At 69.5% G+C, this 13,086-nt stretch carries 13 protein-coding genes; 6 read left to right on the top strand and 7 right to left on the bottom strand.

Features of this window, described 5'->3' with window-relative positions:
* Positions 1–233: 233 nt before the first annotated feature.
* Together ABT186_RS30735 and ABT186_RS30730 are read right to left on the bottom strand one after the other, a co-directional pair.
* Positions 234–1,115 carry an alpha/beta fold hydrolase gene (locus ABT186_RS30735; RefSeq protein WP_351927812.1) on the bottom strand — a complete coding sequence of 294 codons (882 nt, stop codon included), beginning with the start codon at positions 1,113–1,115 and terminating at the stop codon, positions 234–236.
* A gap of 395 nt (positions 1,116–1,510) precedes the next feature.
* Positions 1,511–1,999: a DUF308 domain-containing protein gene (locus ABT186_RS30730; RefSeq protein WP_351927810.1), complete on the bottom strand. Its 489-nt coding sequence runs from the start codon at positions 1,997–1,999 to the stop codon at positions 1,511–1,513.
* Positions 2,000–2,134: 135 nt separating this feature from the next.
* Between ABT186_RS30730 and ABT186_RS30725 the strand changes: the two genes are divergently transcribed.
* The gene (locus ABT186_RS30725; RefSeq protein WP_351235628.1) at positions 2,135–2,605 is read left to right on the top strand and encodes a DUF1003 domain-containing protein; all 471 of its coding nucleotides are present in this window, start codon (positions 2,135–2,137) and stop codon (positions 2,603–2,605) included.
* Positions 2,606–2,909: 304 nt separating this feature from the next.
* On the opposite strand, the gene ABT186_RS30720 is transcribed toward ABT186_RS30725, so the two are convergent.
* Together ABT186_RS30720 and ABT186_RS30715 are read right to left on the bottom strand one after the other, a co-directional pair.
* Positions 2,910–3,509, bottom strand: a complete 600-nt coding sequence (locus ABT186_RS30720) for an Rv1733c family protein (RefSeq protein WP_351235626.1) — start codon at positions 3,507–3,509, stop codon at positions 2,910–2,912.
* Positions 3,510–3,700: 191 nt separating this feature from the next.
* Positions 3,701–4,090, bottom strand: coding sequence for an STAS domain-containing protein (locus ABT186_RS30715; RefSeq protein ID WP_351235624.1), 390 nt, complete (start codon positions 4,088–4,090; stop codon positions 3,701–3,703).
* Positions 4,091–4,381: 291 nt separating this feature from the next.
* Between ABT186_RS30715 and pflB the strand changes: the two genes are divergently transcribed.
* Positions 4,382–6,646 carry a formate C-acetyltransferase gene (pflB, locus tag ABT186_RS30710; RefSeq protein WP_351927808.1) on the top strand — a complete coding sequence of 755 codons (2,265 nt, stop codon included), beginning with the start codon at positions 4,382–4,384 and terminating at the stop codon, positions 6,644–6,646.
* Positions 6,643–7,422 (top strand): pyruvate formate-lyase-activating protein, encoded by a 780-nt coding sequence (gene pflA / locus ABT186_RS30705; protein WP_351235620.1) that lies wholly within the window; start codon positions 6,643–6,645, stop codon positions 7,420–7,422. The genes pflB and pflA overlap by 4 nt, the downstream gene beginning before the upstream one ends.
* Positions 7,423–7,464: 42 nt before the next feature.
* On the opposite strand, the gene ABT186_RS30700 is transcribed toward pflA, so the two are convergent.
* Positions 7,465–7,656 carry a hypothetical protein gene (locus tag ABT186_RS30700; RefSeq protein ID WP_351235618.1) on the bottom strand — a complete coding sequence of 64 codons (192 nt, stop codon included), beginning with the start codon at positions 7,654–7,656 and terminating at the stop codon, positions 7,465–7,467.
* Positions 7,657–7,989: 333 nt separating this feature from the next.
* Here ABT186_RS30700 and ABT186_RS30695 point away from each other — a divergent pair, with 333 nt between their 5' ends.
* The gene (locus tag ABT186_RS30695; RefSeq protein WP_351927806.1) at positions 7,990–8,904 is read left to right on the top strand and encodes a universal stress protein; all 915 of its coding nucleotides are present in this window, start codon (positions 7,990–7,992) and stop codon (positions 8,902–8,904) included.
* A 61-nt stretch (positions 8,905–8,965) separates the two neighbouring features.
* Here ABT186_RS30695 and ABT186_RS30690 read toward each other — a convergent pair whose 3' ends face one another.
* Both ABT186_RS30690 and ABT186_RS30685 read right to left on the bottom strand, forming a co-directional pair.
* On the bottom strand, positions 8,966–9,442 hold the full coding sequence (locus ABT186_RS30690) for a pyridoxamine 5'-phosphate oxidase family protein (protein WP_351235615.1): 477 nt from the start codon (positions 9,440–9,442) through the stop codon (positions 8,966–8,968).
* A gap of 279 nt (positions 9,443–9,721) precedes the next feature.
* Positions 9,722–10,120, bottom strand: coding sequence for a hypothetical protein (locus ABT186_RS30685; RefSeq protein WP_351927804.1), 399 nt, complete (start codon positions 10,118–10,120; stop codon positions 9,722–9,724).
* Between the two features lie 269 nt (positions 10,121–10,389).
* Here ABT186_RS30685 and ABT186_RS30680 point away from each other — a divergent pair, with 269 nt between their 5' ends.
* Together ABT186_RS30680 and ABT186_RS30675 are read left to right on the top strand one after the other, a co-directional pair.
* On the top strand, positions 10,390–11,082 hold the full coding sequence (locus ABT186_RS30680) for a response regulator (protein WP_351235611.1): 693 nt from the start codon (positions 10,390–10,392) through the stop codon (positions 11,080–11,082).
* 195 nt (positions 11,083–11,277) lie between these two features.
* Positions 11,278–12,996 carry a sensor histidine kinase gene (locus tag ABT186_RS30675; protein WP_351235634.1) on the top strand — a complete coding sequence of 573 codons (1,719 nt, stop codon included), beginning with the start codon at positions 11,278–11,280 and terminating at the stop codon, positions 12,994–12,996.
* The last annotated feature ends 90 nt before the right edge of the window (positions 12,997–13,086 follow it).

Raw genomic sequence — 13,086 nt, 5'->3', positions numbered from 1 at the left:
GGGTCCGGCGGGCCCACCATGTCCACTCGGCATCGGCCTGGGCAGCCCGGTTGTCGTCGCTTTGGACGACCGCAACCAGGGCACCGATCCTGACGCTGACGATGCGCTGCTCGACCGCCTCGGTATCGCCGCGGGCATACGCCTGGTCGACCCTGCCTGCGGCACCGGCTCTCTGGGGGCCCAGCGACACGACACGTGATCGAAGCGCATGGGGTGGAGAATCGACCAGTCAATCAGCCGAACCGCTCGAGGACAGCCCTGCCGATCTCCTCCGGCGCATCTTCCTGGATGAAATGCCGCGCCCTGGGCAGCTCGACCAGTACCACGTCGCTGAACGTGGCACGCATACGGGGCAGTGCGGCCTTGGGCGGGAAGGCCACATCGCGCATGCCCCAGACCAGAAGCACCGGCTTGGCCCAAAGCAGGGCCGGCGCTTGGGCGGCGAGCTTTGCCAGCCACGGCCTGGCCGCCAGCAGCTGCCGTGGGAACTCGGCCACGCCAACGCGCGCCTGCGGGCTCGGTTGAACCCCCCGATAGTGGTCCATCTCTGCGGACGTGAGCCGGCGCGCGGCGCCGGCCGGGATCAGCCGCTCCACAAAGAAGTTGCGCTGCAGGATGGCCCATTGCAGTGGCGGGCTCGACATGACCCGGCTGAAGATCCGGGTCGCCGGGAGGTCGACCGGCCAAAACCAGGTGTTGCCCAACACCAAGCCGCTCACCCGTTCCGGGATGGTGGTGGCGAGGGCCACTCCGATCGGCCCACCCCAGTCCTGGCCCATGATGATCAGGTCCTCGAGCCCAAGGTGGTCGACGAGTTCGCCGACCACCTGCATGTGCTCAGCGGGGGTATAGCCGTACCCGCTCGGTCGATCGGACAGACCGAAGCCGGGGTAGTCCACGGCCACGCAGCGGAACCGGTCTTGTAGCCGGGTGATGATCCCGCGGTACAAGAAGCTCCAGGTTGGGTTGCCGTGGAGGAACAGGATGGGCCGTCCCTGTCCCTGGTCGACGTAGTGGACACGGCCCACCGAGCTGGCAAACCACCTGGAAGTGAAGGGGAACAGCTCTGCCGATGGGGTGAAGGTGGGACGCTCGGGGGCGGGCGATGCGGTCATGGGGACTCCAGGCGGTCCTGAGATCTCATGATCATGATGTCGCGCGTGAGTGCGATCAGCATTGGCGGGACAACCGCTACCGGTAACCGGTGACACGGAAGTTGTGGAGACAGAAGCCGAGCCATGCATCCGCCGGTTCCCCAGATCCTATGCGTCGGACCCCGGCCTTGGCAGGAACGCCCCCGTGAGTTCTCGGTGGGGAACCATCAATTCGGCTCAACTCGCGGGGCTCCGGGCCCCGGACTCCCACCTAGCCGCCGAGCGGGACCCGGCGGATCACCGCGCGCCGCGCGCGTGGCCGTACGTCAGGATGCGCGGCCTTCCCGCGCGCTTCGGGTCGTACTGAGGGGGCTTGACACCCGCCGGGGTAGGTATCGCAGCATGGGCCGGCCTTGTCATTTACGCTGCCCCTCACCCTGCCGCGCTGCGGTGGAGTCCTGGACGTCTGGGACATCACCGAGGCGGAGATGCTCCGGCTGGAGCGCCTTGACCGGACGTTCGAGACGATCGGCAGGACCAAGCCGGTGCGGCCCCGTGACCCCCGGCCACGTCAGTGCGCCGAAGGCCGCGACAAAGGACAGCAGGGCCAGCAGCAGATGTCCGAGGGCCGGGCCGGCGCGGTCACTGCTGAAGGCGCGCCTGAGATCGATACCGGCGGCGAGGAGGGCGTAGACGGAGAAGGCGACGACGAACACCGCCAGGGTGATGCCGGGCCACGCCAACGCGACGACTCCCACGACTACGGCCAGGAGCCCTCGCCGGAGCAGAGGGGGGCCGTCGACTTGGCCATGCTCGTGGCCTTCTCGTTCGGAGACTACCCGCCCGCGGCGGAAGGGGCCCGAGGCGGCGCAGCCCTTACCCTGCCGCGGTGTGACTCGGCCCACTTCCGTCAAACGCCTCAACGCGTGGCTTGCCCCTACGCATGCGGCGTCGTTCGCAGTTGATTGACGTACGTTCGACGATCGCGCGGCGCGTACGCTGCCAGCGGAATCTCGTGGACAGCGAACCGAGGAGTGATCATGGGCTCTGCGATAAATGGGTCGAACATCTGGCTCCGGAACGAGCAGGAGATCGTCGCGCGGATGCGCGGTACCCAGGACCGGCTCGCGGACGCGATCACCACCTTCTCCGGAACCATGCTGTTCGTCTACATCCACGCGGTGTGGTTCATGGTCTGGATCGCCTTCAACGAGGGGCTGTTCGGCCACTCGGCGGTCTGGGACCCGTATCCCTTCGGATTGCTCACGATGATCGTCAGCCTTGAGGCGATCTTTCTGTCCACCTTCGTGATGGTGAGCCAGAACCGCCAGGCGGCCCGCGAGAAGATTCGCGCCGACCTGGACTTCGAGACCAACATCCGCTCGGAGGTGTGGTCGGCACATATGGGACGTGCCCTCGGCGTCGACCCGAAAGAGGTCGAACAGGAGGTGCAGGCGCTCCTCGCGCAGAACCAGGCGAAGATGAACGGCACCGCGCAGTCCAGCCGGTAGGTGGCCTTACCGGCGTACCGCTCGCGCTTCAGTCGGACGACTGAAGCGGCGACCCCGACCAGGCGGTGACGTTGCCCTTCAGTCGTTTCAGCAACGGAGGATCCGGCGACCGGCGAGCGCCCTGCCCGACATGAGTACGGGTGGGGCGCGGCCTTCCGGACGTCCGGTCACTTGAGCTGGGCCGAAGGCAGTCCGAAACGGGTGGGGGAGCCGAGGGGGTCCGGCGTCCGTCATCGCACTCAGGCCGAGCCGGGCATCGGCCGCGCATCCAAGTGCGAGCTGCACGGTGGCCCAGTCGCCATGCTCAGCTGGTCTTGTGCCCCCACCGTGGGCCGATCACGTTCCACTCCCTGTCCCACTGCTCGATGCGCCGTCGGTCGAGGTACCAGCGCCCGGCGCTCCCGACGCCGAACACCACGCCACTCAGGGCGAGGGCAGCCGAGGCTCCCATGAGTGCCGACTCGACGGCCGCCTTGGCGGGGGCCGGCGGCTGGGTGCTCGGTTTCCCCTGGCCGTCGATCCAGATCCTGACCGTGGAGCCGGCCTTCTTCCCAGTGCTCACCAGCGTCATGCCGTTGTGCGTGGCGCCGTCCGAGGTCGTCCAGCGGACCCTTGCCGAGATCAGGTCTCTTCCGATGCCCGAGGTCACGGTGCGCGGGACATCGCTGAGGAGAACAGCGCGGACGGGGATCCGCTCCGCCCGCTGCTGGGCGAAGACCTGGTCGGCGGCATGGGCGGTCACCATGCCGGCCACTGTGCCGCCCACCGCAATGAGCGCCCATATCGCCAGCAGGAGCCATGCCTCGAGGACGTCGTCGCGTCGCCGGATCGGGTTGCTCCGCCACCGCCACAGCCGGACCTTCGTTCGCCTGCGCTTCCTCTTCGCGAGCTTGCCGTTGCGCATCTCTCCGCACCTCCTCGTTGCCACAACAGGAAGGTGGCAGCCCGAGCGGTGCCGTGACATGGGCCGACGAGACGGAGGCCGGGGGCCGTTCGGGCCAAGTACAGGCGGGTGCTGGGCCGTTCGGCCCAGCCGGTTCCCGTGCTCCAGCAGGCCGCTTCGTCGAACGTTCGAGCCGAACTCGCCGAAGCCGCTCAAGCGGAAGCGGCGGAGAGGCCCCCGCCGGGCACGGCAGCGAGGGCTTCCGGCAGGCGGTCGTACAACTCGAAGACGCCATCAAGTCCCGCGCCGCTCAGTATGCGCAGGAATCGGTCGCTGTCCGTGACGAGGCGCAGCCGGCCGTGCCGTTCCATGACGCGGTTCCGCGCCCGGCACAACAGCCGAAGCCCCGCGCAGTCGATGAAGGACACGGCGTGAAGGTCCAGCACGAGGTCGGGGCGGGCGGCCGCCGACAGGTCGTCGAGGTGCGCCCCCAGGGCCGGTGCCGTGAGGATGTCGATCTCACCGCGCAGCTCGACGACGGTCGTCCCGCCGACGGCACCTTCGGTGTGGCGGGGCTCGGACCTGAGGGGAGTTTGGGCCATGGTCCGAGGAAATCCGGGCCGGTGGGCGCGGCGGAAGGGCCGGACGGTCCCCTTCACCGCCACGCCTCCCCGGGCCGCTCTCCGGTCAGGCCGGGAACGGTGGCCCCTCACGTTCGAGTACCGGGCACCGCCGAATGTGACATGGACCGAACGGCCCCACGACGCGAGGGCCGGACGGCGCGGGGAGGGTTCCCGCAGGCCCTGCCCCGGTCGGCAACGGGCGAGGAGCATCGTCAGCGGAGCCGCCCGGGGCCTTCCGTGGGCGGTGTCGCGAACGATGCGGAGGCAGTGATGACCGTGGCAACCCGCCCAGACGTGGATGCATCCGCCGAGGCCTGGCGCGGCTTCGCCGGCCGACGCTGGCGTGACACCATCGACGTACGTGACTTCATCCAGGCCAACTGCACACCGTACGAGGGCGGCCCGGAGTTCCTCACGGGTCCGACCGAACGCACTCTCGCCGTCTGGCGGAAGGTCAGCGCCCTGTTCCCCGAGGAGCGGCGCAAGGGCATCCTCGATGTCGACGCAGCCACCCCTTCCACGATCACCGCGCACGCTCCCGGATACATCGACCGGGACCGTGAGCTGATCGTCGGGCTGCAGACCGACGCCCCGCTGAAGCGGGCGATCATGCCGGGCGGCGGCCTCCGGATGGTCGAGAACGGGCTGAAGGCGTACGGCTACGAGCCCGACCCGTTCGTGACCAAGGTCTTCGGCACCTACCGCAAGACCCACAACGACGGCGTCTTCGACGCCTACACCCCCGAGATGCGGGCCGCCCGCAAGGCGGGGATCATCACCGGGCTGCCCGATGCCTACGGCCGCGGCCGGATCATCGGGGACTATCGGCGCGTCGCGCTGTACGGAACCGACCGGCTGATCGAGGCCAAGCGGGCCGAGCGGGCCCTGCTGGACAAGCGGCCCTCCGTCCCGGACGTCATGCGTGACCGCGAGGAGCTGGCGGAACAGATCCGCGCGCTGGGCGAGCTGACGCGGATGGCCGCCTCGTACGGCTGCGATGTCTCCCGCCCCGCCGCCACCGCCCACGAGGCCATCCAGTGGCTCTACCTGGGCTTCCTGGCCGCCGTGAAGGAGCAGAACGGCGCGGCGATGTCGCTGGGCCGCACCTCGACATTCCTTGATGTCTACCTCCAGCGGGACCTCGACGACGGGACGATCGACGAGAACCGGGCTCAGGAGCTGGTCGACGACTTCGTGATCAAGCTGCGGATCGTGCGTTTCCTGCGCACGCCCGAGTACGACGCGCTGTTCTCCGGCGACCCGACCTGGGTGACGGAGTCCATCGGCGGCATCGGCACGGACGGTCGCACGCTGGTCACCCGCACCTCCTTCCGCTTCCTGCAGACCCTGTACAACCTCGGGCCTGCCCCGGAGCCGAACCTCACCGTGCTGTGGTCGCCACGGCTGCCGGAGGGGTTCAAGCGGTTCTGCGCCCAGGTCTCGATCGACACCAGCTCCATCCAGTACGAGTCCGACGACCTGATGCGCCCGCGCACCGGCGACGACACGGCCATCGCCTGCTGTGTGTCGGCCATGGCGGTCGGCAGGCAGATGCAGTTCTTCGGGGCGCGGGTCAATCTCGCCAAGACCCTGCTGTACGCGATCAACGGTGGCCGGGACGAGATGACCGGCGAGCAGGTCGCGCCCGAGATGCCCCCGCTGACGGGCGAGTACCTGGACTACGACGAACTGTGGGTGGCGTACGACCGGATGCTGGACTGGCTGGCGGAGACGTACGTCAACGCACTCAACGTGATCCACTACATGCACGACAAGTACGCCTACGAACGCGTCGAGATGGCGCTGCACGACCACCCCGTCCACCGCTTCATGGCGTGCGGCATCGCCGGACTGTCGGTCGCCGTCGACAGCCTGTCCGCCGTCAGGCACGCGCGGGTGAGGGTGATACGGGACGCCACCGGCGGGCCGGCCGTCGGCTACGAGGTCGAGGGCGACTACCCGGCGTACGGCAACAACGACGACCGCGCGGACGCCATCGCCGTCGATCTGGTGGAGTCCTTCATGGCGAAGGTGCGCAAGCACCCGACCTACCGGGACGCCGAACACACCCAGTCCGTGCTGACGATCACCTCCAACGTCGTCTACGGCAAGCACACGGGCAGCACGCCCGACGGCCGCCCCGCGGGAGCCCCCTTCGCGCCCGGTGCCAACCCGATGAACGGCCGCGACCGGCACGGCATGGTCGCCTCCGCGCTCTCGGTGGCCAAGATCCCGTACGAGCAGGCCCGCGACGGCATCTCCCTCACCTCGACCGTCACCCCCGAGGGACTCGGCCACGACCCGGCCGAGCGCGCCGCGAACCTTGTCGGCATCCTCGACGCCTACATGAGCTCGGGCGGATTCCACATGAACGTCAACGTCCTGGACCGGGCGACGCTCGAGGACGCCATGGAACACCCGGAGAAGTACCCGGAGTTGACGATCCGGGTCTCCGGGTACGCCGTCAACTTCGTCCGCCTGACGCGCGAGCAGCAGCTCGACGTGATCAGCCGTACCTTCCACGGATCGCTGTGAACCCCGCGGCGAACCCGGCGGCACGCGGGGCGGTCCCGGCGTCGGGACCGCTCACCGGCCAGGTGCACTCCTGGGACCTGTCCACGGGCGTGGACGGTCCCGGGACCCGCTTCGTGCTGTTCGTCAGTGGCTGTCCGCTGCGCTGCCTGTACTGCGCCAATCCGGACACCTGGCACATGCGGGACGGCCGGGAGACCACCGTCGACGAGGTGATGGCGGAGATCACGAAGTACCGGGCCTTCGTCACCACGGCGCGCGGGGGAGTGACCATCACCGGTGGAGAGCCTCTGCTCCAGCCCTCGTTCACCGGCGCGGTGCTCCGCCGTTGCAAGGAACTGGGCCTGCACACGGCCCTGGACACCTCCGGCTTCCTGGGAGCCCGCGCGGACGACGCGCTGCTCGCCGACACCGACCTGGTGCTCCTCGACATCAAATCCTTCGACGTCGGCACCTATCGACGGCTGACCGGCGGCAACCTCGCCCCCACGCTCAGCTTCGCGACCCGGCTGGACGCGCTGGGCATCCCCGTGTACATCCGCTATGTTCTCGTCCCCGGCTGGACCGACGACCCGTCCGCCGTGGACGGCCTCGGTGCCTTCCTGGCCGGGCTGGGCAACGTCGACCGGGTGGACGTCCTGCCGTTCCACAAACTGGGCGCCCACAAGTACGACGCTCTCGGCATCGACTTCCCGCTGGGCGACACCCCCGTGCCCGATCCGGAGCTGACGGAACGGGTCCGGGAACAGTTGCGAGAGCACGGTCTGCGGGCACTGTGAGCCGGCCTGTGGGGGCAAGCAGCTGCTGCTGTCGGAACGCCCTTACGGGATGAGCCCGGTACCGGGCCGGCGGTTCCCCAGACGGGTGCCCTGCTCATGCACGCGCTTGGCCGGGTTGATGCGGAGTGGCGGTTTCGGAAGTTCGTGGATGGCGTCGAGGAGTTTTCCAAGCCGCTCCTCGCGTGCGGCTCTCAGCCCTTTCGCCAAGTCGTCGATCAGGGGTTTGAGCAGCACGGCCGGGATGGGCGAGGCGGTGTTGACAGTCGGCTTGTGTCCGCGTGATCGCTGTTGATGCGGCGGCTTTCCTCGAGCATGCGCCGCGCTGCCTCGTCGAGGTCATCCAGGCGTTGCTGGGTGTCCGGCATCAGCTCTTCCCCCGCTTGCGTCGGCCGACTCGGCTCAACGGTGGCGAGGACGCTCGCTGATCGCCAGATGGCGCGTCGGCTCACCTGCGCCGCACGGTCGCCCCCGCCTGGGCCATCCGGCCCCCACGCAGGGACCTGAGGCCTCTCCTGCCCCAACTGCCGGGCGTCGACACTGAATTCGTACCTGTAAAGGAGGTCGGAGATGCCCCGCACCATCACCGCAGGCCTGGACGGCTCCCCCGAGAGCCTCACCGCCGCCGACTGGGCGGCTCGGGAAGCCCTGCTGCGCGACGTCCCGCTGCGCCTGGTCCACGCTCTTCGGTGGCAGCCGTACATGTACGCGCCCCTGGGCGGAATTCCTCAGCCGGCTCTGCGCCCTGACGCGCAGGGCCGCTGGGCGGATCACATGCTGCGCGAGGCCGAAGCGAAGATCGCGCACCGCCACCCCGGCCTGCGGATCACGGTCGACCGTGTTTGCGAGGAGCCCGTCCCTGCCCTGCTCTCGGCGGCCGAAGAGGCCGAATTGCTGGTGCTGGGTTCGCGCGGCCTCGGCGGCGTCGCCGGGTTCCTGGTCGGGTCCGTCGCTCTCGCGGTCGTGGCAGGCAGCCGCCGGCCCGTCGTTCTCGTGCGGGACGGCCTGCGCCCCGGGTACGAACAGCTGCCCGTCGCTTTCGACAGCGCGTCCGGGACCACACCGTTCCGCGACGTCGTTCTCGGCCTTGACCTGGCGGCCCCGAACGACACGGTGATCGGGTTCGCATTCGACGCCGCCTCACGCCGTGCGGCGGGGCTGCGCGTCGTCCACGGCTGGAGCCCGGCGCTGTCCTATGACGGCAATGACAGCGCCCTCAACGCCGAACTGCGCGCCGAGCCGACCAGGGGCATGCCGGCCCAGGCTCTGGATCCCTGGCGGAACAAGTTCCCCGGCGTCGAGGTGACGGAACAGGCCGTGATCGGCAGCGCCGGCTCGCACCTGTCGGAGGCCTCGCGCGACGCGTCCCTGATCGTGGTCGGTCGGCGCGAGCGCCGGATGCCTGTCGGTGCCGCCGTCGGCCCGGTCACCCAAGCTGTGCTGCACCACGCGGGGGCACCGGTCGCGGTGGTTCCGCACGACTGACAGGGTTCGCCTGCGTGACAGGCGCTGCGCGGCGTGCCCGTGGCGGCTCCGCGGTCCGTGATCAGGTGTCGTCGGCCCCATCGTTGGCCCCATCGTCGGCGATGAGCCGGACGCCAGTGATCAGGTCGACGCGGATGCGCACCGCGTAGTCCATGGTCTGTTTCACCCAGGGACTGAGCAGAGCCTGGTAGCGGGCCAGTTCCTCCGTATCGGTCACCAGGTGGGCGTAACCGGTGACCACCACGCTCCAGCCGAGGTGTGTGTCCGGGTCGATGGCGTCGGCCTCGTATGCCACGACGACGCCCTGGCCGTCGGCCTGCCCGGCGCGCGCGGTCAGGGCCGCGCCCTCGTGAGTGCGGATGACGATGTCGCCGTTGTCCAGGACATGGTTGACCGGACGGATGGTCGGCAGCGCGTGGCGGGTGAAGACGATTCTTCCGAAGGACACGCTGCCCAGCAGCCGCAATGCTTCGTCGCTGTCCAGCTCGATGCTTCGGCGCGGCCCGGCGATGAGGGGCTGTGGGGTGTCGGAGGTCATGAGGGGCTTCCGTGCGGTTTCGTTGCTCACTGCTGTGCGTCTTCGGCCGGCGCGGCGAGGCGGTTACGCGGCCTGTCGTCGTGGTGACGGCCGGTGCGCCGGTGCGGCATGTGCGTCGTCCCTTCAACACGTGGGAGGCTGCCCGTCCGTGGCAGCCGGCGAGGCGGAAGCCACGGACAGGCTCGATCAGGTCATTGGAACGGCACCGGAGCTCCTCGCGCCAGGGCCGTTCGGCCCTTGATCGGGGGCGACCCGTCTACCACCGGGGACCATGAGGCCCTAAACCCGACCGTTGCCGGTCCGGCCGCCGCGCCACGGAGGCGGAGTGGCCGACCTGCGGACCGCCTCCTTGCGGTGCAGAACCCGGTCCATCTGGCTGCGCAGCCTGTCCTGCAACCGGTCCGCCAGTTCATGTGCCGTGGCCTCCTGGGCATGAACGACCACGAGGGTGTTCCCCACGACGAGCTCGGCCCCGGCGGACCAGGGCCGCTCGGCGTGGTGCGCCACCGCCCTGGCGACCCTCACCTCACCGCTCACGGCTGGAGCCCCCGGCCGACCGAGGGCCGCGAGGACCTTTTCCCGGACGTACCCGACGGCTTCCTCGTCCACATCGCCTTCCACTCGCACCTGTACGGCGACGGTGGTGGTGGCGGGGACGCCGGTGTCGTTGGCAGTCATGTTGTCCGCTCCTTGTGATCGTTTCGCAGCGGCTCCAGACTTCTACGAGGACCGGTCCTGGCCCAGGGCCGTCAGGCCCCAGGAGCGGGGCCACCGGGACCTTCGCCCGGGTGGTGGCTGCAATCGGTTCCCGGCAGTCACAGTGAGTGGAAAACAGGGCCGACCGGCCCTGGCCCATCGGCCCGGATACAGGAAAGATCTCGGCACGGAGGCCGATGCCGTCATACGAGCGGACATCGGTGCGGAACGCGGAACCAGGGAGCAGTTTGATGGCCGACAGCGAGCAGCCCGGCGCCGGAAGTCCGATCCGGGTCTTCCTGCTGGACGACCACGAGGTGGTACGGCGCGGCGTGCGCGACCTGCTGAACGACGAGCCGGACATCGATGTGATCGGTGAGGCCGGCACGGTGGAGCAGGCACTGGTGCGCGTCCCCGCGTTGCGTCCACAGGTGGCGGTGCTCGATGTCCGTCTGCCCGACGGCGACGGTGTGACCGTCTGCCGGGAGCTCCGATCGCGCATGCCGGAGCTGGCCTGTCTGATGCTGACCTCCTTCGACGACGAGGAAGCCCTGCTCGACTCGATCATGGCCGGCGCCTCCGGCTATGTCCTGAAGCAGATCCAGGGCTCGGACCTGGTGTCCGCCGTGCGCACCGTGGCCGGCGGCCAGTCCCTGCTCGATCCCAGTGCCACCACCAAGCTGATGGCGCGACTGCGCGGAGGCCGGCAAGAGGAGCAGGAGCCGGACGGACTCGAAGGCCTGACCGGCCGGGAACGGGAGATCCTGGCCCTGATCGGAGAGGGCCTGACCAACCGCCAGATCGGCCAGCGGCTGTATCTGGCCGAGAAGACGGTGAAGAACCACATCTCCCGCCTGCTGGCCAAGCTCGGCGTGGAGCGCCGTATCCAGGCCGCCGTCATCGCCACCCAGGTCCAGGACCGGCAGAGGCAGGAAGGGCACTGAAGTCACAGGGCGGGTGGGGGTTTGTCCCTTCCACCATCGCCCGCCACGCCCCCGTCCCCGGCCAATGAGCCGGACCCCGTACCGTCTCCTGACGCGGCCCGTATACCGTGGCCCGGACGAGGACGGTCGGTCCTCGGCGGGTTGAGGGGCTTGGAGGAATCGCTGGTGGGAGGCTCCGAGAGCGCCCGGGTGCGGATGCCGCAGCTGCGGCTGGACGATCTGCTGGAGGAGCTGCAGGCCCGCCTGGATGCGGCCCGCGGCACTCGCGACCGGGTGCACAGTCTGCTGGAGGCGGTGCTCTCCGTCGGCCGGGAGCTGGACCTGGAGCAGGCGCTGCGCAGCATCGTGGAGGCCGCGGCGGTCCTGGTCGAGGCCGAGTACGCGGCCCTGGGCGTGATCGGCCCGGACGGAAAACGCCTGTCGGACTTCCTCACCGTCGGCGTCAGCGAGGAGCAGATCGCCCGGATCGGCCCGTACCCGGAGGGCCACGGCATCCTGGGCGAGCTGATCCGGCACCCCGAACCACTGCGCCTGAACAAGCTCTCCGAACACACCGCTTCGTACGGCTTCCCGCCGCACCACCCGCCGATGAGCACTTTCCTCGGGGTGCCGATCCGGGTGCGTGATCAGGTCTTCGGCAACCTGTACCTGACCGAGAAGCGGGGCGGGGCCCAGTTCGACGAGGAGGACGAGTCCGTCCTGTCCACCCTGGCCGTCGCCGCCGGCGTGGCCATCGACAACGCCCGCCTGTACGAGGAGTCCCGGCTGCGTGAACGCTGGCTGCGGGCGAGCGCGGAGATCACCCACAGCCTCATGTCGGGCAGTGACCGGGCCGAGGTCCTCGGGCTGATCGCCGAACGGGCGAGGGAGATCACCTCGGCGGCCTTGGCAGTGGTCGCGATTCCGATGGAGGACACCGACGCGCTCACTGCGGAACTCGCCGTGGGGCACAAGGCGGAGGCGCACCGCGGGCTCGTGGTGCCCGTGGACGACAACCTGATAGGACAGGCCTTCTCCACCGCTTCGCCGGTCACCGATCCGGATGTCTCCCGCGGCGAGGCAGGGATCCTCCCGTCCGAAGGCCGGGGGGAAGTCTCGGCTGCTCCGTCGCGCTTCGCCGGGCTGGGCCCTGCCGTGGCCGTTCCCATCGGCTCCGGCGACGGCGTGCGAGGCGTTGTGCTGCTGGTCCGTACGGCCGGCCAGAGCGTGTTCTCCGAGAAGGAGACCGAGCCGCTGCAGGGATTCGCCGCGCAGGCCGCGGTCGCCATGGAGCTGGCGGAGCGCCGCAAGGACGCCGAGCAGATAGCGGTTCTCCAGGACCGTGACCGCATTGCCCGGGACCTGCACGACCTGGCCATTCAGCGGCTGTTCGCCACCGGTATGACCCTGCAGAGCGCGGGCCGCTTCATCGAGCATGCGGAGGCCTCCGAGCGCGTGCTGCGGGCGGTGGACGACCTGGACGAGACCATCAAGATCATCAGGTCGACGATCTTCGGTCTGCGGTCGCGTGACCACGGCGCCGCCGGAGCCGGCCTACGGGCCCGGGTGGTGCGGGCGGTGGGCGAGGCCGCGCCGGTTCTGGGCTTCGCACCCAGCGTGCGCATGGAGGGCCTGCTGGACACCGAGGTGCCGAAGGACATCGCCGACCATGTGGTGGCCGTCCTCTCCGAGTCCCTGACCAACATCGCCCGGCACGCGCACGCCGACCGCGCCGAGGTCGGGCTCGAGACCGACGGGCGCGAGGTGTGGCTGACGGTCTCCGACAACGGCGTGGGTATCCCGCCCGACGGTCGCCGCAGTGGCCTGCGCAACATGGCTGAGCGAGCGCAACAACTGGGTGGAAGGATGGAGTGGTCCAGCCCGGCGGACGGCGGCACCACACTGATATGGCGGGTGCCCGTGGGGGAGGGCTAGTGTCGTGCGCCGCAAATCACACGGGTAAGTTGCTACTCTTTTCGGGTGTCGCATCCGGGGCCTTCCGCAGTGTCGATCACGTTGTCTGAG

Origin of the sequence: Streptomyces sp. NPDC001634 (assembly GCF_040298185.1) — a bacterium.
Classification (GTDB): Bacteria; Actinomycetota; Actinomycetes; order Streptomycetales; family Streptomycetaceae; genus Streptomyces.
Note: the sequence above shows the minus strand (reverse complement) of the source record. Positions and strands in the feature narration are given on the sequence as shown.